Annotated in this window: 15 protein-coding genes and 1 riboswitch; of the genes, 10 read left to right on the top strand and 5 right to left on the bottom strand. The window is 70.5% G+C overall.

The features are described from left to right. Nucleotides 1-300: 300 nt before the first annotated feature. Nucleotides 301-441, top strand: a riboswitch (SAM riboswitch). Nucleotides 442-455: 14 nt separating this feature from the next. The 5 genes from thrC to ACIBH4_RS07655 all read left to right on the top strand — a co-directional run bounded on the left by thrC (nt 456) and on the right by ACIBH4_RS07655 (nt 6,198). Further along, nucleotides 456-1,748: a threonine synthase gene (gene thrC / locus ACIBH4_RS07675; protein WP_362520656.1), complete on the top strand. Its 1,293-nt coding sequence runs from the start codon at nt 456-458 to the stop codon at nt 1,746-1,748. A gap of 22 nt (nt 1,749-1,770) precedes the next feature. Then, on the top strand, nt 1,771-2,046 hold the full coding sequence (locus tag ACIBH4_RS07670; protein ID WP_362520654.1) for a MoaD/ThiS family protein: 276 nt from the start codon (nt 1,771-1,773) through the stop codon (nt 2,044-2,046). A 358-nt stretch (nt 2,047-2,404) separates the two neighbouring features. Then, nucleotides 2,405-2,605 carry a cold-shock protein gene (locus tag ACIBH4_RS07665; RefSeq protein WP_012895270.1) on the top strand — a complete coding sequence of 67 codons (201 nt, stop codon included), beginning with the start codon at nt 2,405-2,407 and terminating at the stop codon, nt 2,603-2,605. Nucleotides 2,606-3,055: 450 nt separating this feature from the next. Continuing rightward, nucleotides 3,056-4,681 (top strand): chaperonin GroEL, encoded by a 1,626-nt coding sequence (gene groL, locus ACIBH4_RS07660; protein ID WP_362520650.1) that lies wholly within the window; start codon nt 3,056-3,058, stop codon nt 4,679-4,681. A gap of 464 nt (nt 4,682-5,145) precedes the next feature. After that, nucleotides 5,146-6,198 (top strand): YncE family protein, encoded by a 1,053-nt coding sequence (locus tag ACIBH4_RS07655; protein ID WP_362768560.1) that lies wholly within the window; start codon nt 5,146-5,148, stop codon nt 6,196-6,198. Here the strand turns inward: ACIBH4_RS07655 and ACIBH4_RS07650 are convergent. The 4 genes from ACIBH4_RS07650 to ACIBH4_RS07635 all read right to left on the bottom strand — a co-directional run bounded on the left by ACIBH4_RS07650 (nt 6,148) and on the right by ACIBH4_RS07635 (nt 13,716). Continuing rightward, nucleotides 6,148-8,172 carry an AAA family ATPase gene (locus ACIBH4_RS07650; RefSeq protein WP_362768563.1) on the bottom strand — a complete coding sequence of 675 codons (2,025 nt, stop codon included), beginning with the start codon at nt 8,170-8,172 and terminating at the stop codon, nt 6,148-6,150. The genes ACIBH4_RS07655 and ACIBH4_RS07650 overlap by 51 nt on opposite strands. A 474-nt stretch (nt 8,173-8,646) precedes the next feature. Continuing rightward, nucleotides 8,647-10,293, bottom strand: a complete 1,647-nt coding sequence (locus ACIBH4_RS07645) for a DNA repair helicase XPB (protein WP_362520640.1) — start codon at nt 10,291-10,293, stop codon at nt 8,647-8,649. Between the two features lie 95 nt (nt 10,294-10,388). Next, the gene (locus tag ACIBH4_RS07640; protein ID WP_362520637.1) at nt 10,389-10,979 is read right to left on the bottom strand and encodes a hypothetical protein; all 591 of its coding nucleotides are present in this window, start codon (nt 10,977-10,979) and stop codon (nt 10,389-10,391) included. Nucleotides 10,980-11,310: 331 nt separating this feature from the next. Beyond that, the gene (locus tag ACIBH4_RS07635) at nt 11,311-13,716 is read right to left on the bottom strand and encodes a helicase-associated domain-containing protein (RefSeq protein ID WP_362768566.1); all 2,406 of its coding nucleotides are present in this window, start codon (nt 13,714-13,716) and stop codon (nt 11,311-11,313) included. A 1,610-nt stretch (nt 13,717-15,326) separates the two neighbouring features. Between ACIBH4_RS07635 and ACIBH4_RS07630 the strand changes: the two genes are divergently transcribed. The 3 genes from ACIBH4_RS07630 (at nt 15,327) to ACIBH4_RS07620 (ending at nt 17,346) form a co-directional block, all read left to right on the top strand. Further along, a complete protein-coding gene (locus ACIBH4_RS07630; RefSeq protein WP_362768569.1) occupies nt 15,327-15,839 on the top strand; it encodes a hypothetical protein in 513 nt (170 codons plus the stop codon). A 391-nt stretch (nt 15,840-16,230) separates the two neighbouring features. Beyond that, the gene (locus ACIBH4_RS07625; RefSeq protein WP_362768572.1) at nt 16,231-16,857 is read left to right on the top strand and encodes an HAD family hydrolase; all 627 of its coding nucleotides are present in this window, start codon (nt 16,231-16,233) and stop codon (nt 16,855-16,857) included. A gap of 90 nt (nt 16,858-16,947) precedes the next feature. Further along, complete coding sequence (locus tag ACIBH4_RS07620) at nt 16,948-17,346, top strand: cold-shock protein (protein WP_350945785.1); 399 nt, start codon at nt 16,948-16,950, stop codon at nt 17,344-17,346. 28 nt (nt 17,347-17,374) lie between these two features. Here the strand turns inward: ACIBH4_RS07620 and ACIBH4_RS07615 are convergent, their stop codons facing one another. Beyond that, a complete protein-coding gene (locus ACIBH4_RS07615; RefSeq protein WP_362520623.1) occupies nt 17,375-18,985 on the bottom strand; it encodes an MFS transporter in 1,611 nt (536 codons plus the stop codon). Between the two features lie 252 nt (nt 18,986-19,237). Between ACIBH4_RS07615 and ACIBH4_RS07610 the strand changes: the two genes are divergently transcribed. Both ACIBH4_RS07610 and ACIBH4_RS07605 read left to right on the top strand, forming a co-directional pair. After that, on the top strand, nt 19,238-20,053 hold the full coding sequence (locus ACIBH4_RS07610; protein WP_362520619.1) for a DUF3027 domain-containing protein: 816 nt from the start codon (nt 19,238-19,240) through the stop codon (nt 20,051-20,053). Nucleotides 20,054-20,243: 190 nt separating this feature from the next. Then, nucleotides 20,244-23,510 (top strand): sacsin N-terminal ATP-binding-like domain-containing protein, encoded by a 3,267-nt coding sequence (locus ACIBH4_RS07605; protein WP_362768575.1) that lies wholly within the window; start codon nt 20,244-20,246, stop codon nt 23,508-23,510. Nucleotides 23,511-23,537: the final 27 nt, after the last annotated feature.

The raw sequence follows: 23,537 nt of genomic DNA, 5'->3' as shown, positions 1-23,537 counted from the left end.
CACCCCCGTGTTTTACCCGGGCCGGCCACCCCCCCCCTCCCCCCGCCGGGGGGCGGGGGGGGCCGCCGGGGTGGGGGGGGGGGCCCCCGGGGGGGGGGCCCCCCCCCCCGCCCCCCCCCCCCGGCGGGGGCCTCACCTGCTTGTACGGGGTGCTCGCCACGTGCCTCGCGGCGGGTGGCCTGGATCCGGTTGTCCGCTGGATAACACGCTGTGTCTCGCACAGTGAGACATGAGGTCAGGAGCGCGGCAGGGCGGGGTAGAGTGCTTGAGACCCGCGCGTCGGGTTTCCAACTGAATATCTGCTCATCCAGAGGGGTGGAGGGACCGGCCCTGCGAAGCCCCGGCAACCATCCCGGTTCAAGACTCGTGATCGACACGAGGTCGGCCGGGACAGGTGCCAATTCCGGTCTGCGACCAGGGTGGTCCAGACGAAGATGAGGGAAAGGCCTCGCTTCATGGCGCTCGCAACCACTGAGAACACCACCACCTCCTCCGGCGCTGCCGACGGCGCGCGTGACCGGCGCTTCGGCCCCGCCGCCGCCCTGTCCTGCCGGGAGTGCGGTGCCCGCTACGACCTCGGCCCCAGCTTCGCCTGTAGCGAGTGTTTCGGGCCCCTTGAGATCGCGTACGACTTCGGGCGGGTGACCCGGGAGCGGATCGCCGAGGGGCCGACCAACATCTGGCGCTACCGCTCGCTGCTGCCCGTCCCCGAGGACGTGGCTTCCAAGCCCAACATGGCGCCGGGCTGGACCAAGCTCGTCAACGCCGGCAACCTCGCCCGCGAGCTGGGCATCCGCTCCCTGCACGTGAAGGACGACTCCGGCAACCCCACCCACTCCTTCAAGGACCGCGTGGTGGCCATCGCCGTCGAGGCGGCCCGCAACTTCGGCTTCCACACCCTCTCCTGCTCCTCCACCGGCAACCTGGCCGGCGCCGTGACCGCCGCCGCCGCGCGGGCCGGGCTGGACGCCTGCGTGTTCATCCCCTCCGACCTGGAGCAGGCCAAGATCGTGATGGCCTCCGTGTACGGCGGCAGGCTCATCGGCATCGAGGGCACCTACGACGACGTGAACCGCTTCTGCTCCGAGCTCATCGGCGACGAGCTGGGCGACCAGTGGGGCTTCGTCAACGTCAACCTCCGCCCGTACTACGCGGAGGGCTCCAAGACGCTCGCCTACGAGATCGCCGAGCAGCTCGGCTGGCGCGTCCCCGACCAGATCGTCATCCCGGTCGCGTCAGGCTCGCAGCTCACGAAGATCGACAAGGGCTTCAAGGAGCTGATCGCGCTCGGCCTGGTCGAGGACAAGCCCTACAAGATCTTCGCGGCCCAGGCCGAGGGGTGCTCCCCGGTCTCCGCCGCCTACAAGGCGGGCCACGACGTGATCCGCCCGGTCAAGCCGGACACGATCGCCAAGTCGCTCGCGATCGGCAACCCGGCCGACGGCCCGTACGTCCTGGACATCGCCCGCCGCACCGGTGGCGCGGTCGAGGACGTCACCGACGCCGAGATCGTCGACGCGATCCGGCTGCTGGCCAGGACCGAGGGCATCTTCGCCGAGACCGCGGGAGGCGTCGTCGTCGGGGTGCTGCGCAAACTGGTCGCCTCGGGCACGCTCGACCCCGACGCGGAGACCGTGGTCCTCAACACCGGTGACGGTCTCAAGACCCTTGACGCGGTGGCCGGGGAGGCACGCCCGACCGCGGTGATTCGGCCTTCTCTTGACGCATTCCGTGCGGCTATCGCCTAGAAATCGTGAAAGGTACTGAATTATGAGCGTTTCTGTGCGGATTCCGACGATTCTCCGGACTTACACCGATGGCGCCGCCGAGGTGAACGGAGAGGGGGAGACCCTGCGCGATGTTCTGCAGAAGCTCGACGCGGACTTCCCGGGGATCGGTGCCCGGATTCTCGATGAATCGGGAAAGATCCGACGTTTTGTCAATGTCTATGTGGGAGATGAGGATGTCCGTTTTGCCGACAACCTCGACACGGCCACACCCTCGGGCGCTCAGATCTCCATCATCCCGGCGGTGGCCGGAGGCTGACTCCTCCGCCCTGACGCGGCCCTGACCGCCTCGCGTCGCACCGCGTCATCCCCGGCGGCACCCGCGAATCCACGGCACCCGCCCGGCTCCGGCCGGGCGGGTGCCGTGTTTTATGACAGAAGCTCATATTTGTCGCGTGGACGAATAATGTAACCCCTGACTAACTAGTAGTGATGATGAAACTTTCTCCTCGTGATAAAAGCTCTCGTAAAGAGGTAGTTTGGTGCTTGACTCTGTTGCCCGACCGCTTCCCACAGGTATGGTCGGAACGATCGACGTGGCGAAGTCCGCCCCGGAGATTGGGGACTTCGCGAGAGGAATGGGCGTCGTCCTTTAAGACCAGTAAGAGGAGTCGCAAGTGGCGCAGGGCACCGTCAAATGGTTCAACGCGGACAAGGGCTACGGCTTCATCGCGGTAGACGGTGGTAAGGATGTGTTCGTCCATTACTCCGCGATCATGATGGATGGCTACCGCGCCCTGGAGCAGGGACAGCGGGTCGAGTTCGAGATCACCCAGGGGCAGAAGGGCCCCCAGGCGGAATCCGTCCGGGCGGTCTGACGCGGCCGTTTCATGAATTCGCAGGGAGGAGCCGGCGGGTCCCGAGGTGTCGCGGTCCGCTGAACCCCCACCGCCCAGGCCCGGCTCGCCCTCATCCGGCGAGCCGGGCGTTCGTGTCGTTCGGGCATGCGCCGACGACGGCAATGACGCCGGTGATCCCAAAGGCGCCAAAGGCGCCGATGATGACGCATCGCGTACGCCGACGTGACGCGGGATCTTCGCGGACATGACGAGAAGCCGAAGATCGTCCCACGCGCGGCCCAGGTCAACGGGACGCGGCTTGCACTCGTCGGGGTAGAGTGCTAAACAGATTCTTGGCACTCACGCATAGAGAGTGCCAATCCTGGATCGAGGCGATGGGGCCCGCCGAACGGAGTCGTGGGCCCACATGCCGTCGCGGGCGTCGGCTCGGTCCGGTGTAAGCCACCCTTTCTCTGGGAGGTTAGCCGTATGGCAGCCAAGATGATCGCGTTTAACGAGGACGCCCGGCGCGGTCTCGAGCGCGGCATGAACCAGCTCGCGGACGCCGTCAAGGTGACCCTCGGCCCCAAGGGCCGTAACGTCGTGCTGGAGAAGAAGTGGGGCGCCCCCACCATCACCAACGATGGTGTCTCCATCGCCAAGGAGATCGAGCTCGAAGACCCGTGGGAGAAGATCGGGGCCGAGCTCGTCAAGGAGGTCGCGAAGAAGACCGACGACGTCGCGGGTGACGGCACCACCACCGCCACCGTGCTCGCCCAGGCTCTCGTACGCGAGGGTCTTCGCAACGTCGCCGCCGGCGCCAACCCGATGTCCCTGAAGAAGGGCATCGAGGCCGCCGTCGAGCGCGTGTCGGAGGAGCTGTCCAAGCTCGCCAAGGACGTGGAGACGAAGGCGCAGATCGCCTCCACGGCGTCCATCTCCGCGGGCGACCCGCAGATCGGCGAGATGATCGCCGAGGCGATGGACAAGGTCGGCAAGGAAGGCGTCATCACCGTCGAGGAGAGCAACACCTTCGGTCTCGAGCTTGAGCTCACCGAGGGCATGCGCTTCGACAAGGGCCTCACCTCGATGTACTTCGTCACCGACCCGGAGCGTATGGAGGCCGTCCTCGACGACCCGTACATCCTCGTCGTCAACTCCAAGGTGTCCGCCAACAAGGACCTGCTCCCGGTTCTCGACAAGGTCGTGCAGGCCGGCAAGCCGCTGCTGATCATCGCCGAGGACGTCGAGGGCGAGGCCCTGGCCACCCTGGTCGTGAACAAGATCCGTGGCCTGTTCCGCTCGGTCGCGGTCAAGGCGCCCGGCTTCGGTGACCGTCGCAAGGCGATGCTGGGCGACATCGGCATCCTGACCGGTGCCCAGGTCATCAGCGAGGACCTCGGCCTGAAGCTGGAGTCCACCACCCTGGACCAGCTCGGTCGCGCCCGTCAGGTCATCGTCACCAAGGACGAGACCACCATCGTCGACGGCGCCGGTGACGCCGAGCAGATCGCCGGTCGGGTCAACCAGATCCGCGCCGAGATCGACAACACCGACTCCGACTACGACCGCGAGAAGCTCCAGGAGCGTCTGGCCAAGCTGGCCGGCGGCGTGGCCGTCATCAAGGCCGGTGCCGCGACCGAGGTCGAGCTCAAGGAGCGCAAGCACCGCATCGAGGACGCCGTTCGCAACGCGAAGGCGGCCGTCGAGGAGGGCATCGTCCCCGGCGGTGGCGTGGCGCTGCTGCAGGCCGGCGCGAAGGCGTTCGACAAGCTGGAGCTCTTCGGCGACGAGGCCACCGGTGCCGCGATCGTGAAGAAGGCTCTGGAGGAGCCGCTGAAGCAGATCGCGGTGAACGCCGGCCTTGAGGGCGGCGTCGTCGTGGAGAAGGTACGCAACCTTCCCGCGGGTGAGGGCCTCAACGCCGCCACCGGCGAGTACGTCAACCTGTTCGAGACGGGCATCATCGACCCGGCCAAGGTGACGCGTTCCGCGCTGCAGAACGCGGCGTCCATCGCGGCGCTGTTCCTCACCACCGAGGCCGTCATCGCCGAGAAGCCCGAGAAGGCCGGAGCCGCCCCCGCCATGCCCGGCGGCGGCGACATGGACTTCTGAGTCCAGCCGCTTTCGCATAAAAGAGGCGACCCCGAGATCTCGGGGTCGCCTCTTTTATGCGTACTTCCCCGAGGTGATATCAGCCATTGGTCGTCGTACCTCCTTGAGAGGGCCGCCCCGACGGGCGCCGGCGGAGAGGCAGGGAGAGGCGGAGTTCGATCCGGCGGCCCGGAGTGCGGAGTCGCGGGCGAGAAGGGGCCTCGAAAGGGCCGGGCGGGGCCGAGAGGGCGCGATCACCTCCATGCCGTCCGTTCGGCTTCGGTGTCGTCAGGCAATGAGTGGACAAGGCGGGCGAAACGATATTGCAAGCCGGTGTGTCGTTTCCTTAACGCGACGCCGTGCGGTCATAGAACGAAGTGCTTGCTGCGACAACGGGGTTCTTGACGGCACGGCGGAGGATGACGATGTATCACCACCACTGGAAAGCATCTGAGGGCGGGTGGCGGTCGTGTGTCCTTCCCGCCATGGTGGCGCTGGTCGTCGTGGCCGGTCTGATGGCGCCGACGGCCGCGGACGCGGCGGACACGCCGCCGAACAACGTCGTCTACGTGGCCAACTCGCAGTCGGACACCGTGTCGGTGATCGACGCGACGACCAACGACGTGATCGCCGCCATCCCCGTCGGCGAAAACCCCATCGGGGTGGCGGTCGCTCCCGACAACGCGCATGTCTACGTGGCCAATTCGCAGTCGGCCACCGTGTCGGTGATCGACGCGACGACCAGAGAGGTCACCGCGACCATCCCCGTCAGTGGCAACCCCATCGGGATCGACGTCTCCTATGGCGGCACCCGTGTCTATGTGACCGATGTGCGGAAGGACACCGTATCGGTGATCAACACGGCGACCAACAGGGTCATCGCCACCATCCCGGTCGACCGTAACCCGTTCAGAATCACCGCCATTCCCTATCGCCGTGTCTACGTGGCCAACCAGGGCTCCGACACCGTGTCGGTGATCAGCACGTTGACCAACAAGGTCATCGCCACCATCCCGGTCGGTAAGAGCCCGTTCGGAATCAGGTTCGCCCCCAATGGCCTCCACGTCTACGTGGCCAACCAGGGCTCCGACACCGTGTCGGTGATCAGCACGTTGACCAACAAGGTCGTCTCCACGATCCCCGTCGGTAGCTCTCCTTCCAGGGTCGTGGTCTCCGCTGACAACGCCCTTGTCTACGTGACCCTGCTGATCCCGGAGAGCGTGGCGGTGATCGACGCCAAGACCAACAAGGTCATCGACACGATCCCGGTCGAGGGTGCTCATTTCGGGATCACGATCTCCCCGGACGGCACCTGGCTCTATGTGACCAACCTGGATGCGGACAGCGTGTCGGTGATCAGCACCAGGACCAGAAGGGTCGTCGACGTCATCCCGGTCGGCAAGAGTCCTTTCGGGATCAGGGCGGCGAACCTGGTGCCCCGGCCGAGGAGCCGTCCGCACCGCCTGGCGCCGACCGGCCAGACAAGGTCACCCGGAGAGCTGGGTGGGAAGCTCCCGGCCGTGCAGGACGGTGAGTGAGGTGACCGCGCGGGTCAGGACCACGTACAGGCGGGCCAGGCCGCGAGGTTCGGCGTCGACGATGTCCGCAGGCTCGGCCACGATCACGTGGTCGTACTCCAGGCCCTTGGCCAGGGACGCGGGGACGACCAGGAGACGGTGGTCCTCGACCGTGTCGGGACTCAGCACCCGGTGATCCAGGTGGGAGAGGGCCTCGGACGCGGCGCCCGCGAGGGCGTCGGGGACGATGACGCCGATCGACCCCTCGCGGGAGAGGGCCTCCTCCGCGGCGCGGGCGAGCGCCTCGGCGAGGTCGGGTGCCGGACGCACCGACAGGGAGCCCGCGCCGGGGCGCAGTGACCGGGGGGCGGCCAGGTCCGGGGCGACGGAGGGCAGCAGCCTGGCCGCGTAGTCGAGGACCTCGCGCGGCACACGGAAGCCGAGGGTGAGCTCCGTGACGGCGCCGTCCTCGAAGCCGAGATGGGTGAGGACCTCGGTCCAGGAGCGGGCGGACCAGGGCGTGGTGCCCTGCGCGAGGTCGCCCAGCACGGTGGCCGAGCCGGTGCGGCAGCGCCGGCCGAGGGCGCGCAACTGCATCGCCGACAGGTCCTGGGCCTCGTCCACGACCAGGTGGCCCAGCGGGGCGGTCCGCTCGATCATGTCGGCCAGCTCGTCCATCAGCGCGCCGTCGGCCGCCGACCACTTCGCCGAGCGGAAGGACTTGGCAGGCTTCGCCCACAGCAGCAGCGACTGCTCGGAGGCCGTGAGGTCGTCCTTGGCGGCGGCGGCGAGGAAGGCGGGGTCGCTGAACAGCCGGTGGAGCACCTGCTGCGGGGTCAGCTTGGGCCAGACCGCGTCCACGAGCGCCCTGACCGGCTTGGACCTGGCCACCGCGTCCTGCACCCGGTCGTCGGGAGACTCGCCGCGCTGCTCCATCCGGACGAGCACCAGGTGGGCGAGGCGCTGGGCGAGCGTGGCGCGCCCCGGTCCGTAGCGGGTGGTGCCGCGCAGCGAGGCGACGATCTCGCGGACCTCGTGGTCGGCCACCCGGTAGCGGTTGATCCCCTTGGTGAACAGCACGCCCTCGGTGGGCTTGACGACGTGCGCCCACAGGGCGCGTCGGAGCACGGCGACGATCCTCGCGTCGCCCTTGACGGTGCCGACGGCGGGGTCCTCGGGGGCGGAGTGGTCGCCGAGGATCCCGGAGACCGTGGTCTGGTCGACCTTGACCTCGCCCAGGGCGGGCAGGACGGAGGAGATGTAGGAGAGGAACGCCCGGTTCGGGCCGACGATCATCACGCCCGACCTGGCGAGCCGCTCGCGGTGGGTGAAGAGCAGGTAGGCGGCCCGATGCAGGCCCACCGCGGTCTTCCCCGTGCCGGGGGCACCCTGGACGCACACCGTCCGCCCCAGCTCCGAGCGGACGATCTCGTCCTGGTCGGGCTGGATCGTCGCGACGATGTCGCGCATCGGCCCCGACCGGGGACGCTCGATCTCCTCGGTGAGGATCCTGCTCTGGGCGAGGGCGGCGCCGCCCTGGTCGAGGTGCTCGTCCTCGTACGCGGTCAGGTCGCCGCCTCGATAGCCGAACCTGCGGCGCAGGGCGACGCGCATCGGGTCGGACGGGCTCGCCTGGTAGAAGGCCCGCGAGACCGGTGCCCGCCAGTCGATGACCAGGGGACGGCTGCTGTCGTCGTGGACGTGCCTGCGCCCGACGTAGACCGTGGTGGGAAGGTCGTCTCCGGCCTGGCGGTCGAGGCGGCCGAAGAACAGGGGCGTGCCGGAGTGGTCGGCGAGCGCCTCGACGCGCTGGTCGAGCAGCGCCTGCAGGATCTGCTGGGAGACCCAGTCTCCGGCGGCGTCGGAGGAGAGGGACCGGGCGTGTTCGCGCATCGCGCGCAGCGCCGCCCTGGAGGTGGCCAGATGCTCGCGCTCGGCGGCGAGGATCCGGGCGGAGTCGTCGGTTATGTCGGGGGCCAATTGATGTGCGGGCACGCTGAAGCGCCTCCCATTCGATAAACGGAGGTGGTGGTCATCGGGCAGCGAATCGACCAGCTTAGCGATGGCCCTGCGGAGTCTCAAAAGGATTAACGGTGAACGAGGGTACGGCGGATGCCGCGCCGGCGCCGGGGACGCGTGGAGGCAAAACACGGCGGGCGCTGCTCCGGTGCCGGAGACGCGCGCAGACAAAAATCGTTTTACCGTTCCAACGGTCGACGCGGTGACCGTCCGGGTGATCGAAGAGAGCGTTCTCTTCCTCGACGATCCGATCGTTCCGTAGTCACCCTGACACTCTCTGTAATTCTCCGTTGAAATGGCGAAAAAGCGAGGCGAACCTGGTGACTCCCGCAGATCATGGGGGTATGTCGCCAGTGGCCTTGAGGCCTAGCGAGGGGGTGGTTTGTTTGTCGAAAGCCCGCGGGATTTCGTGGACCTGACACAAATTGACGACGTGTTCGCCATGTGGGGTCAATCTCCGGCGAGCACGTCGTCCGCGTCGATGATCTGATACGCGTAGCCCTGCTCGGCGAGGAACCGCTGTCGATGGGCGGCGAAATCCTGGTCCACGGTGTCACGGCTCACCACCGAGTAGAAGCGCGCCCCGCCCCCGTCCGCCTTCGGCCGCAGCACCCGGCCCAGCCGCTGAGCCTCCTCCTGCCGGGACCCGAAGGTGCCCGACACCTGGATGGCCACCGCCGCCTCCGGCAGGTCGATGGAGAAGTTGGCGACCTTGGAGACGACGAGGACCTGGATCTCCTTGTCGCGGAACGCCTGGAAGAGGCGCTCCCGCTCCTTGACCTTCGTCTCCCCCTTGATCACCGGTGCGTTCAGGTGCTCGCCGAGCTCGTCGAGCTGGTCGATGTACTGCCCGATGACCAGAACCTGGTCGTCCAGGTGCCGCCGGACCAGCGCCTCGGTCACCCGCGTCTTGGACGGCGTGGTCGCGCAGAACCGGTAGCGCTCCTCGGACTCGGCCATCGCGTAGGCCAGCCGCTCCTCGTCGGTCAGCGTCACCCGCACCTCGACACAGTCGGCCGGGGCGATCCAGCCCTGGTTCTCCATCTCCTTCCACGGCGCGTCGTACCGCTTGGGGCCGATCAGGGAGAACACGTCGCCCTCCCTGCCGTCCTCGCGCACGAGCGTCGCGGTCAGGCCCACCCGCCGCCTCGCCTGCAGGTCGGCGGTCATCCGGAAGATCGGCGCGGGCAGCAGGTGCACCTCGTCGTAGACGACCAGCCCCCAGTCACGGGCGTCGAAGAGCTCCAGGTGCCGGTAGACGCCCTGCCTGCGGGTCGTCATCACCTGGTACGTGGCGATGGTGACGGGCCGGATCTCCTTCTTCGTGCCGGTGTACTCGCCGATCTCGTCCTCGGTCAAAGAAGTCCGCTTGAGCAACTCCTGCTTCCACTGGTGCGCGGAGACCGTGTTGGTCACCAGGATCAGCGTCGTCGCCTTCGCCTGGGCCATCGCCGCCGCGCCCACGATCGTCTTGCCCGCACCGCAGGGAAGCACCACCACGCCGGAGCCGCCGTGCCAGAACGCCTCGGCGGCCTCCCGCTGGTAGGTGCGCAGCTCCCAGCCCTCCTCGGTGAGCACGATCGGGTGGTGCTCGCCGTCGACGTATCCGGCCAGGTCCTCGGCGGGCCAGCCCAGCTTGAGCAGGTGCTGCTTGATGTTGCCGCGCTCGCTCGGGTGCACCACCACGCCGTCGTCGCCCAGGCGCTCGCCCAGCAGCGGCTGGATCTTCTTGGCGCGCAGGACCTCCTCCAGCACGGCCTTGTCGGTGCTGGTCAGGGCGAGGCCGTGGACGGGGTGCTTCTCCAGGCGGAGCCTGCCGTAGCGCGACATCGTCTCGGCGACGTCGACCAGCAGCGCGTGCGGCACGGGGTAACGGCTGTGGGCGATCAGCGCGTCGATCACCTGCTCGGCGTCGTGCCCGGCGGCCCGCGCGTTCCACAGCGCCAGGGGGGTGATCCGGTAGGTGTGCACGTGCTCGGGGGCGCGCTCCAGCTCCGCGAACGGCGCGATCGCCTTGCGGCACTCCCCGGCCCGCTCGTGATCGACTTCAAGGAGCAGGGTCTTGTCCGATTGGACGATCAATGGTCCGTCAGTCACAGCCTTCTCCCTTGGTTACCACAGGCTACGGCGGGTCGGCTCATGGTCGCACCCATGAACGTCCACCGGGTCGACGCGTACGGCCCCCGGCCTGCTCAGGAGTCGAAGGCGCCGTTGACGCCGGCGACGATGAAAAAGGTCATGCCCAGGGCGAGCAGCGCGATGTTGACGCCGACGCTGATCCAGGTCCACTTGAGCAGGTTTCTCGCGCCCTGCGGGTCGGTGTCGACCTTGCCCAGCGCGATGCCCGACAGGATGGTGCCGACGATGCCGCCGAGGCTCACGAAGCAGCTCAGCGCGAGGGTGATGCTGATGACCAGGGCGACGATCCCGTGTGTCCTGACACCTTCGACGTTGCGAGGCGGCGGGGATCCGTAACCTCCGTATCCCTGTCCGTAGCCCTGCCCGTATCCCTGTCCGTAGGGCTGCTCGCCGTAGCCCTGCCCGTATCCGGGGTCGGTGTAGCCGGAGGGCTCGCCGTAGGCCGGGACCTGGTTGTAGCCGGGCTGACCGTAGTCAGGCTGACCGTAATCCGGCTGGGCGTAGCCGGGCTGGTGATCCTGCCGGGTCTGCTCGTAGCCGTACGGCTGCCGCTCATGGTCCGGAGTCTGGCCGGGGCCTGTGGTGTAGGGGCTCTTCCAGTCGTCCGGGTTGGTGCTGGGGCCTTCTGAGTGACCGCTGCTCAATGGGGATCTCTCGCTTCTGTGGAGCTCAGAACGTCAACTGACACGATATGGGGCGTAGGTCGTGGGCCACGGGCGGATGGACTCGGTCGCGTCCCGGGGCGGAGCCCGGAGGGGACCCAGAAAGGGACTCGGAAAGGGACCCTCGCACCCCGGTGAGCGGCGCGGCGAGCGACGCGCCGTCGTCGGATCATCGGACCGCCGACCGCCGACCGCCGGCCACCGACCGAGTTCGTGGTGGGCCCGTCCCGCAACCGAGACTACCTCTTGACCCCTTGCGGCACGCCGGGTCGGCGCGGCCTTTCCGCCCCTCGTGGGACCGGCGGGAGGCATCTCAGACGATGTCGGCTATGCCGGTGATGCGGTGCAGGGCGAAGCGGTGCACCGCTGCCCGCGTCTCGTCGTAGGCGGTGAGATAACCGCCCTCCATCCGGGCGGGTTCGAGAATCCGGCTGGTGGCGTTGCCCTGGGAGTCGAGGTAACCGATCCAGACCTGCGACCCCTGCCGGATGGCCTCGCGCAGGGCGGTGATCGTGGCGGTGGCAGGGGAGCGCGGCACCTCGCCGCCGGGGACGGCGACCGGGGCACGACGGGCCTGGAGCGCGGCGTCACCCGCGCGCACCGCGCGCACCGCGGCCGCCACCACGTCGGCCTCGTGGCCGTTGAACGTGACCGGGGAACGCCCCGTCGACGTGCCCTCGGTCCTGCGGACGTCGATCTGGGCGATGATCACATCACCGTCGAGCGACTCCGCCGCCGGTGCGTACCCCATCGCGCGCAGCGCGTCGACCAGCGTCGGCCGGGAGGACTTGGAGGCGATCACCGTGGGGGCGAGCCGCCGCAACCGCAGCGGGATCGCCCGCTTGTCGGCCATCACCTCGTCGAGCAGGGAGGAGTCGTCGCACCGCACGTACGCGCTCGCCGTGCCGACGCGCATCCGGCCGTGGCGCCTGGCCACGTCGGCGACCAGGTAGCTGAGCGGCTGCGGCACGGGCGTGGTCGAGTGGCGCTCCAGCATGGCCAGCAGCTCGTCGGCGCCCTGACCCGCGTCCAGTGCCCGCCGGATCGAGCGCTCGTCGAAGCGGTAGACCGTCGCGCCGCCGGTCGACTCCACCTCGGCCGTCAGTGCGAGCCACCGCCTCAGGTCGCCGGTGAGCGGTCCCGGGGCGACCGCGGTCAGGTCGGCCTGGAGGAGGACGTGGTCGAGCGGCTCGGGCAGCAGCGGGAGCAGCAGGTGGGCGGCGGGCGTCGCGCGGCCGCCACCGGAACCGGCCGGCGTGCCGGAGGAATCGGGGAGCAGGGCACGACCGTGGCCCGCGAGCGCCCCGAGCCCGGTGACGCCGATCTGCTCGGCCTCGCGCAGCGTGAACTCCACCAGCTGGTCGCGGTAGCCACCACGACGGCGGGGTTGCTCCCAGGCCAGGCGCTCGCGTACCGCGTCGAGGGTGGGTGCCACCCCCGGCGTCGAGGCGAGCACGCCCAGGGTCGTGGCGCGGACCTCGGCGGCGGCCGGACGGCGCAGGTCGGGATGGAGGGCGTTGAGCAGCCGGTCGCGCTCGTCGCGCTCGCCGATGATTCCCGGCACCCGGTCCATGGTGAGCCAGGCCGTGGCCAGCACCACCCAGCGGTCCTCGGTGGCCTTCACCCTCCAGCCGTCGTAGACGGGGGTGGGCATCCAGTCGCCGTCGACAGTGCCGCTCGCCGCGATCAGCCCCGCCGCGTACGACACCTCGACGATCAGCCCCGTCACCCACTCGGGCAGGTCGAGCAGGCCCGCCGTCCGCTTGAGGTCGCGCACGGCCAGGCCGCCGCTGCGGAGCACGCCGGGCGGGTCGACACCCCAGCGCTCGCACAACTCCTCCACCGCGCGGGTGAACGTGAACGCCTGCCCGGCCGCCGTGCGGTCGGCGAGCCCGCGGTCGCGCTCGGTGCCCTCTGCGGTGGGCGGGAGAGGAGACAGGTCCCGGTGGACGCGGCCCCCGCGCAGGAACAGGGCGACCTCGCGGGGCAGCACCACGGTCTCCTCGCCGGTGGCGGCGAGCAGTGCCCGGGAGAGGAGCTGGTCGATCGGCGACCGGGCGGTGGCGGCTCGCACCTCGCGGCGGGCGTTGGGCACCCGGCCGCTGGCCGGGCCCCAGACCAGCTCGTTGAGCGCGGACCGCGCCTGCGGCGAGACCTCCTCGATCAGCCGTCCGACGATTTCCGCGTCGCCGAGCAGCGCGGCGAGCGTCTCCTTGGTGGCGCTCCCGGTCTCGCCGCCCTCGCCCGCGACGTCCTGGACCAGCTCGGCCAGCCTCTCGGCGGGGTGGTGCCTGAACGCCTCCAGGGCGGGCGGACCGAGCCCCGCGGGAGCGTCGAGCACCTCCCGCACCCCGGGCGCCGGAGCCAGGGCGCGGTCGGGTCCGTAGACGAGGGCCATGGTGCGCAGCCGCTCGACCGTCTCCTTGAGGGCGCTCTGGAACTGTGGATCGGCCGTCCCCGCAAGGGAACGGGCCATCTGGGCACGCAGTGACCTGTAGGCGATCGGGCCGGGAAGCACGGCCAGCGTCTCCACGACCGCGAGCGTGAACCGGTCGAGCCTGTCGAGCGCCCTGCCCACCGCCGACGGGCTGCTCGCCCGCCCGGCGAGCCCTTCCAGATGGGCGGGCACGGGGGTGATGAGCTCGGGACGTACGGAGACGAGAGCCCGCAGCCGATCATCGCTCCGGCCGCGCAGCCACTCGGTGAACTCCGTGCTCATTCCGCCAATGGTAGGAGGCTTGACCGACATCGCGCGGCCTGGGGGAATTCCGTGATCGAGCGAAGAGAGAAAACGATCATGTGAAGGGCGGCGAATAGATCATGTGAATGGCAGCGAATAAGGGAAGAAGCTCACGAGCGAGGCGATGCCGAGAGAGGATGGTCAGTGTGATCGAGCGTGCGGACCAGCTCGTCCTGGACTATGTCAGCAAGGCGGCCGACGCGGCGCACGGTGTGATGAGGCCCAGGCAGCGGATCGACTTCGTGGCGGTGTTGCGCAGGCGGATCGACGCCGAGCGTGCGGGGACGGACGACCCGGTCGCCGTGGAGAGGATCCTGGCCCGGTTCGGCGACCCCGCCGCACTGGTCCAACGCGAGCTGCGCCGTCTGAGTGGGGAGGAGCCGTCCCCGTCCCCGGAGACTCCACCGGGGCGCCCCGAGCCACGGGTCTCCGGGGAGGGCTTTCCGAGTTTGCGGGGCTTGCGGGATCTGTGGAGATCCCGGGGCGCACGTGAAGACTCCGGTGCGGTCCCCAGGCCACGGGGGGAGGGGTCCGCCGGTCTCTCCGATGCCGCCCGTCCCGATCATGTCGATCGCCCTGACACCGCACGTACCGACCGCGCTGATCACGTCGATCGCTTCGACACCGCACGTACCGACCGTGTCGATCGCTCCGACCGTCCGGACCGTGCTGACCGCGTTGATCACCCCGACCGTGCTGACCGTCCCGACCGCGCTGATCCCGCCGCGGGCGCCGACGGTGTCACCCCCATCCCTTCCGTGGCACTCGTGCCTCTCGCCGCCCCCACCCCCGATGACCCGGCCCCCGCCTCGGAGGGTGCGGCGCCCAAGGATCCTTCGAAAGGGGCCGTTCCGGAGGGGCCTTCGGAGGGGTCCGTTCCCCAGAGCTCCGTTCCCACCTCTCCCGAGGGATCCGCTCCCACATCGAAGGAGCCCGTTTCCGGGGATCCCCCCGCCTCCCTGTCTCCTCGCCGACCCGTGCGAGGGCATCCGTACGCCGTAATGGGGGCTCATCCCGATGCCGGTGAACCTCAGTCGGATCACCCCGTTTCGGACCGCCATGAGTCGGATCACCCCGAGCCGGGCCGCCTCGCCTCGGACTACTCCCAGACGGACCGTCCCGAATCGGACGCTCCTGTGTCGGATTACCCCGCCTCGGATTACCCCGAGTCGGACCGTCCCACGCGAGATCGGCCCGAGCCGGATCGGGTCGACGAGTGGGAGGACGCGGTGGAGAGCGACCCCCCGACCGAGGAGATCCCAGCGGTGCGGGATCCTTTCCCGCCGCTGATGGCACGGCGGTTGACATCGGACACGCCACAGGAGTCGGGGGAAGAGCAGGAAGACGGGGAAAACCGGGGAGAGAAGCGGGAGGGAGAGCGCTCGGAGGCGTCGCGAGGGGAACCGGGACCCCAAGGAGCCCAGGGAGCTCAGGAAGACACCGGGGCTCAAGAAGACACCGGACCTCGGGAAGACACCGGACCTCGGGAAGACACCGGAGTCCGGAAAGACGCCGGAGTCCGGAAAGAGACGCGTGTCCGAGGAGACGCCGAGGGCCGTCCTGGACTTCCGCCCGGGGCGGCCAGGGGCATGCGGGAGGCCGAGGAGCGGCTGGCCAGGAGGCGGGCGCGCAACCGTCCCGACTGGCTGCGTCGACGGCGTCCGGCCCGTTCCAGGGAGGACGTCGTCCCCGGCACCCAGGACACCCGGATGATCCTGCTGAGCCATCGGCGCGAGACGGCCGGCATGGTCCTGCTCGCCTTGGCCGGTCTGCTGATCCCCTTCCCGTTCGCCCCGATCGCGATCTTCAGGATCCCGGTGCTGGTCTGGGCCGTCGCGGCTCTCGTCGTGGTCGCCTGCGAGAACTGGCACACCTCGGACAAGGCGCTGGGACTGGCCGCTCCGCTCGTGAGCTACACCTTCGGCGGTGCCCTGGTCGCCCTCGTACGGGCCAGGAACGACCTTGGCACGGTGGTGGACGAGTTCTTCACCATCAGCGGGCTCATGTTCATGCTGGGTACGGCGTGGGCCGTCTTCTGGCTCGCCTACCGCCTGCTCAATCCTCCGATCCCGGTGGGGAGGGGAGCCCGCCGACCCGGGTGACGCCGTCGGAGCCCTCACGGCTTCCGGCCTCGCGCGGGGTGGCCACGGTCTCCGCTCTCGCGGGGTGATCGTCCGGTGGTGCGTCGGCCGCCGGGTCTGTCGGCCGATGGTCCGGACCATCGGCCGGGACAGCAGGCCGAGGGTGAGGCGCATCCGGGAGGCGAGGAGGCGGTCGCGTTCCACGCGGCCCCGAGGGCTCGCCCACGGTCTCCTCGAACACCGGAGAACCGATGGGGGGCGTCGGCGCGTCTTCCGGATAAGTGAATCTTTTCGTGAGGGCTTCCGCGGTGGGATGCCTCACGGGCAACACTCTGGATTAGCAATGTTTGGGGGGATTTGGCATTCTCTGAGGGATTCTCGGCGAATCTCCTCGCGGAGCGGACATGGAGCGGTGAGTGACCTGGTGAACTCTGTGGGATTCGACCTCGATCTGACGCTCGCCGACACGCGTGCGGGCATCGCCGCCGTTTACGACGAGGTGGCGCTGCGTACCGGCATCTTCATCGACACCGTCACCGTGCTGGCCAGACTGGGGCCGCCGCTGGAGTGGGAACTGGCCAACTGGATGCCCGCCGAGGAGGTCCCCGCCGCCGCCGACGTCTACCGGGAGCTGTATCCGTCGATCGCCGTCCCGGTCACCACCCTCATGCCCGGCGCGCGTGAGGCCGTCGAGGCCGTACGGCGGGCGGGGGGCAGGGTCGCCGTGGTCACGGGCAAGAACGCCCGCGACGCGGCGAGGACGGTCGAGTTCCTCGGACTGGAGGTGGACGAGGTCGCCGGATCGGTTTTCGGGGCGGCCAAGGGTCCGGCCCTCGCGGCTTTCGGCGCCGCCGCATATGTTGGAGATCATGTCGCGGACATCGACGCGGCACGAGCGGGGGGAGCCGTCAGCGTGGCGGTGGCGACAGGCGTCTATCCGGCGGGAGAACTGCGTGATCACGGAGCCGATGTGATCTTGGGTGACCTGACCGAGTTCGTCGAATGGTTCGACGGCTGGCGAACCCCCGTTCTCGTGTAATTCGGGCCTCAATACACGGTCGCTCCCAGCGCCTGCGGGGCATAACCTACATCCATTCCTTTTCACGACAGTCTGAACGAGGTCACCCCTGTGCCGAGTGGCAAGGTCAAGTGGTACGACGCCGACAAGGGATTCGGCTTCCTCACCCGCGACGACGGCGGTGAGGTCTTCGTGCATTCTTCCGCGCTGCCGTCCGGCGTGGATTCCCTCAAACCAGGGCAGAAGGTCGAATTCGGTGTGGCCGAGGGGCGCCGCGGCCAGCAGGCGCTCTCGGTCCGAGTGATCGATCAGCCCCCCACCCTCGCCAAGACCGCCAAACCCAAGGGCAAGCGCAAGAAGCCCGACGAGATGGTCGTCATCGTGGAGGATCTGATCAAGCTCCTGGACACGGTCTCCATGTCGTACCAGAGGGGCAAGCAGCCGGAGGCCGCGCACGCGAAGAAGATCGCCGCCGTGCTCCGAGCCGTCGCCGACGACCTCGACGACTGATTCGAACCCGCCGGAAGACCCTCGCGGCTCAGCCGTGCGGGTTGGTGAGCGGCCTGGTCCGCTTCTCCGTCGGTGGATCCCCGTGGTGCACGACCGCGGTGGTCGTCCCGGCGGGCCGCGGCCCGACCCGCTCCTGCGGCGTGCCGTCCCGTGAGGGCCGCTCTCCGTTCGCCGTGGGGTGCGGCCCTGACGGGGAGCGGCGCGGACCTCTCGCGGCCTCGACCCTGGCGTCCACCTCCTTGACCCGCCCTCGGCGGCGTACCAGCAGCCAGCCGAGCGAACCCGCCAGCACCACGGACATCACGGCCAGTCCCACCGTCCCGCTCGCGAACAGCGAGAGCCAGAGCCCGACCAGCCCGCCCAGCACCCATGCGATCTGAAGGAAGGCCTCCACCACCCCGAACGTGGACGAGCGCACCTCCTCGCCGATCTCCCTTTGCACGATCGCGTCCAGCGCGAGCTTGCCCAGGCCCTGGGCGAACGCGGCCGCGAGCGCGACCGCCACCGCGCTCCACAACTGGAAGACGACGGCCGCCAGTATCGTGATCGCGGTCGTCAGGGCGAGCGTCCCCAGCACGATGACCTGCGGAGAATGGTTGCGCACCCACGAGGCCACGGCCGTGCCCGCCAGCCCCCCGATCCCGGCGGCCGCTCCCAGCACGCCGATGGCGACCATCGGTGGCAGGCCGGGCAGGTTCTTGTCCTGGACGAGGAACAGCAGGTAGAAGAGCAGGAACCCGGAGTAGAGGCGGATGGCGACGTTGGCGTGCATCGCCTCGGTCACCACGGGGCCCACGTTCAGCATCGTGCGCCAGCGGGGTGGCCGCTCCTCGCCCTCTTCGTCCAGCTCATCCAGATCGGGGGAGTCGACGTGGCGCGGGAGCCGTACGGCGAGCACGCCCTGGAACAGGAAGAGCACCGTCGCCCCGCGCAGCACCCACTCGGCGCCCAGCCAGGCGCTGGCGCCGGCGCCGATCGGCACCGCGACGCCCGCCGCGACCAGTGCGAACAGGGCGACCCTGGCGTTCGCCGTGACGAGTGCGATGTCGGCGGGCAGCACGCTCGGCATGATCGCCGCGCGGGAGACGTTGTAGGCCTTGGACAGCACCAGCACGGCGAGTGCCGCGGGGAAGATCGTGAACACGTCGCCGGGGACGATCGCCGCCGCCATCGCGAAGCAGAGCAGCCCGCGGCCGAAGAGGGTCCCGGCCATCACGAAACGCCGCCCGGAGCGGAACCGGTCGAGGACCGGGCCGACGAACGGCGCGACCACCACGAACGGGATCATCGTGATCAGCAGGTAGAGGGCGACCTGGCCGCGTGCCTCGTTCACCGGGAGCTTGAAGAGCGTCCCGGCCAGGGCCGCGGTGACCAGGGCGTCGCCCACGCTGTGCGCGGCGGTCAGCTCGATCAGCTGGCCCAGCCCGGTGCGGCCCGCGCCCTGCGCGTGGGTCAGCCGCCGCGCGGCCCTGCCCGCCCGCTGGGTGCCGCTGACCGCCCCTCTGCCCGCCTTCGCCGTCACCCGGCCGGTGCCGCGGCCCGCGCGCGCGGCGGTCCTGCCCGCGGCGGAGGCGGCCTCGCCGACCCACCGGGAGGCATCGCCCACCGTCTTCCGCGCCCGTTCCCACCCAGCTGCCACGTATCCAGTCATACCCGAAGGGCGGGTGAGTTGTCCGGTGCGCCAGGTCACTCCCCTGGCGATTGAAGCGACCGTCTCGGCCGGGCCCGCCACGACGGCCGGTCCCCGGGACGCCGGATCACTTCCCGGGTGATTAGATGTCCACGGTGCCGTTCGCTCCGGGCATGGGCGAGAATGAACTGTGAGCGCAGTGAGCGAGCCAGCCAGTAGGGACAGCGGCCGTCGTGCTGCGAGGCTGACGGGAGACGACTCATGAGTCGGATTCGATCCCGCGCCGTGGTCCTTGACCAGGCGTGCGTCGCGGCCGTCGACCTGGCCAGAGTCGCGGTCGAGGAGAATGTCAGGCCCGGAGAGGTGGGCGAGCACCTCGGGGTCGAGGGTGAGGGCGACCGCGTCGTCACCCATTACTTCGCCTGTCTCGACCGCGCCTACCGGGGCTGGCGCTGGGCCGTCACGGTCGCCCGCGCCTCGCGGGCGCGCAACGTGACGGTGAGCGAGGTCGTGCTCCTGCCCGGCTCGGGGGCCCTGATGCCGCCGCAGTGGGTGCCGTGGAGCGAGAGGCTGCGTCCCGGCGATCTCGGCGTGGGTGACCTGCTGCCCACCTCCGACGACGACGACAGGCTCGCGCCCGGTTTCACCGAGACCGACGACGACTCCGACCATCAGATGATCTTCGAGTACGGTCTCGGCCGGGCCCGGGTGCTCTCCCCGATCGGCCGCGACCGCGCCGTGCGGCGCTGGCACTCCGGCGAGTCGGGACCGCACACCCCGCTCGCGCACGCCGCGCCCGCCCAGTGCTCCACCTGCGGCTTCTACTGGCCGCTCGCGGGAGCGCTGCGCACCGGCTTCGGGGTCTGCGCGAACGAGTACGCCCCCGACGACGGGCGGGTCGTCGCCGCCGACCACGGTTGCGGCGCTCACTCCGAGGCCGCCGTGCTGCCGCACCAGGTCGAGCCGACCTCGCCGATCCTCGACGACCTCTCCTACGACACCGCCGAGCACGTCTCGGAACCAGACCTGGCCGGATCGGTGGACGACACCGCCTCCGAGCCGCTCGGTCACTCCTGACCCGGCGCCGCCGGGCCGCTCCCAACCCGGGGCACCACCGGGTCCATCCTGCCCCGCCGCCGTCCCTGCGGCACACCCGGCCGTCGCGGCCGGGAGCCGCTTCCGTGGCGTCCTGGCCGTACTGGTCGTCCTGGCCATTCCGGCCGGGACACCTGGTCGCGCGGGGCTTCGACCTTTTGGAAGCATCGCCTTGACTGACATCTTCGGCACCGAACGACTGCGCTCCGCCGTCCTGGCCGCCTGGACGGCCTCGCCTGCCCGTTTCCGTGAGGACGCCAACGCGGAGGAGGACTTCGCACTCGGCGGCTACCGCGACCGGCTGATCGTCGAGCTCGCCCAGAACGCCGCGGACGCCGCGCTCCGCGCCGGGGTGCCCGGGCGACTCCGCCTCTCGCTGCGCGAGGGCGTGCTGTCGGCCGCCAACGTCGGTGCCCCCGTCGACAGGTCCGGGATCGAGGGTCTGTCCACGCTGCGTGTCTCCGCCAAGCGCGACGACGCCCACGCCGCCGGCCGGTTCGGCGTCGGGTTCGCGGCCGTGGTGTCGGTCTGTGACGAGCCGGTGATCGGCTCGCTCGGCTCCGGTGTCGTCCGCTGGTCCCGTGACCAGACCGCCGCCCTGGTGGCCGCGGAGCCCGAGCTGGCCAAGGAGCTCGCCGAGCGCGGTGGGCACGTACCGTTGCTGCGTCTTCCCTTCCCCGCGGGCCCGGTGGAGATCCCCACCGGATTCGACACGCTCGTGCGGCTGCCGCTGCGTGACGAGGCGGCCGAGGATGCCGTACGGGCGATGCTGCGGGAGACCAGCCCCGCCCTGCTGCTCGGCCTGCCCGTCCTGGAGTCGATCGAGATCGACGTGGACGGCGAGACGCGGACCGTCACCTCCGAGGGCTGGAAGGTCGTCTCGGACTCCGGGCGGTTCACTCCCGAGCAGGTGGCCGAGCTCTTCGCCGACCGCCCGACGGAGGAGCGCTCCCGGCCGCACTGGCTGGTCCGCTGGGCGGTGCCCGTCACCGCCCCCGTGCCCGCCGCCGGGTCCGAGGCCGCCGGGGCCGGGTCTGTCGGGTCCGGGTCCGCCGGGGTAAGCGGGGAGCCTCGGCCGCTGCCCGCGCTGGTACCGCCCGTGGTGCACGCGCCCACGCCGAGCGACGAGCCGCTGGATCTGCCCGCGTTGCTGATCGCCTCGTTCCCGATGGCCACCGACCGGCGGCATGTCGCGCCGGGCCCGCTCACCGACTTCCTGGTCGAGCGTGCCGCCGACACCTACCTGGAACTGCTCGCCGAGCTGCCTCGCACTCCCCGGCTCCTCGACCTCGTCCCGGGCATGATGGGCAAGGGCGAGCTGGACGCCCGCATCCGCCGGGCGATCCTGCGCAGGCTCCCCGACGCCCCGCTGCTTCCCGCCCTCTCGCCGCCCGCCGACCCGGCCTCGTCGGGCAGGCCGGACGGTTCCGGTGCCTCCCTCCTGCTCCCCGACCCCGCCGACGGTCCCGCCGCTGCCGGTCCCCTCGGCGCCGGAGCAGGTCTCGGTACGGCCACAGGCGGCTCCGGCGCGACCGGGGGCGCCTCCCCGGCCCCGCTCTCCGCCGGTGAGGAGCTGGTCGTCTCCGGGCGGCAGGCATCCGTCGTCGCGGCGCCGGCCGAGCTGCTGGAGAGGGTCGCCCCGATGATCGGCGGGCTGCTGCCCGCGGGATGGCCGTCCCGGCATCCGGCGATCACCGCACTCGGCGTGAACCGGGTGCAGCTCTCCGACATCGTGGACATGCTCTCCGGCGACGCCGTCAAGGACAGGGACCCGGCCTGGTGGCGGTCGCTGTACGAGGTGCTGCCCGCCGACGACCCCGAGGCCCTCGGCGCGCTGCCGGTGCCGCTGGCCGACGGCCGCCTGGTGAGGGGGCCGCGCGGCACGCTGCTGCTCACCGACGGTTCCAGGCTGGACCCGGCGGTCCTCGCGCCGCTCGGGCTGCGCGTCGTGCACCCGGACGCGGCCCACCCCCTCCTGCTCAGGCTCGGCGCGGGCGAGGCCACGCCCCGCACCGTCCTGGAGGACCCGCTGACCCGCTCCGCCGTCTCGGAGTCGCTGGACAGCCCCGACTCGGAACCGGTGGCCAGGGCGGTGCTCGCGCTGGTCGACGCCGCCGGGCTGACCGCGGGCGACGCCCCCTGGCTGTCCGAGCTGGCGCTGCGCGGCGCCGACGGCGAGCTGTACCCGGCGGGCGAGCTGCTCCTCGCCGACGGGGCGCTCGCCGGGCTGCTCGACAGCGAGACGCACTTCGGCACGGCCGCGCCGGAGCTGGTGGAGCGGTACGGCCCCCGGGTGCTCGCGGCGGCCGGGGTGCTCGACGGCTTCGCCGTGGTCAACGACTCCGACGTCATGATCGATCCCGACGAGTGCGACCACGACCTGGACCGCGAGGACGAGTGGCTGGAGGTCGTCCTCGACCTGCTGCCGGAGATGGCCGTACCGCCGGTCGCGAGGGAGTTCTCCGCCGTACGCGACCTGGAGTACGTCGCCGACTGGCCCGCCGCCCTCGCCCTGCTGTCGCGCCCGCCGCTCCGCTCGGTCCTGCACCCGCTGCGGGTCCTGGTGGCGGGGGAGGTCGTGGAGGTGCCCTCCTACACCGCCTGGTGGCTCTCAACACACCCGGTGCTCGCCGGCAGGCGCCCCACGGAGCTGCGGCTCCCCGCGGGCGACCCGCTGCTGTTCGGCCTGTACGGGGACGCCCCCGCCGTCGTCGACGAGGCGGCGCTGGCGATGATCGGGGTCCGGAGCACGCTGGCCGACCTGCTCGCCTCCCACGGCGGTCCCGACGAGCTGCTCGACCTGCTGGGCGACCCCTCCGTGGAGGTCGACCGCGCCCAGCTCCGCTCCCTGTGGGTGGCGCTCGCCGGTGTCGACCCCGCCCGCGTCGGGCCCCCGCGCGCCGTACGCGCCGTCCTCGGTGACGCGATCGTCGCCGTCGACGCCGAGGACGGCCGCGTGCTGTCCACCGGCGCCGACTCCGGGGGCGATGCCGAGGCGGCGGGAGAGCCGGTCGTGGTCGAGGCGCCGGACCTGCTGCCGCTCGTCGCGGGCAGGCCGCTGATCCTGGCCCCGTTCGACCTGGCCGAGGCGCTGTCGGAGCTGCTCGACCTGCCGCTCGCCGGTGAGGAGGCCGCAGGTGAGGTGACGTCCTCCGGCGAGAAGCGCGACGTCCCGCCCGCCGTACGGTCGCTGCTGCCGAGCGCGCCCAGCAGCTACGTGGAGCACGAGAGGCTGCTGGTGGACGGTGTCCCCGCGGCCTGGAGGTTCTTCGAGGGTACGGTGCACGCCTCGGGTGTGGAGGGGCTGGCGCGCGGGCTCGCCTGGGCGTCCGGCCAGTGGGGCGACCGGCTCGCGGTGGCGGCGCTGCTGCGCGATCCGGCGGCGGTGCCGCTGCTGCTCGCCGAGGCCGACCTGGACAGCTGGACCGCCTCGACCTAGCTCGACCTAGACGGTCACCTGGGCGCT

Source organism: Streptosporangium sp. NPDC050284 (assembly GCF_044459525.1).
In the GTDB taxonomy this organism is placed as follows: Bacteria; Actinomycetota; Actinomycetes; order Streptosporangiales; family Streptosporangiaceae; genus Streptosporangium.
This window is presented reverse-complemented; position numbering and strand designations above follow the sequence as displayed.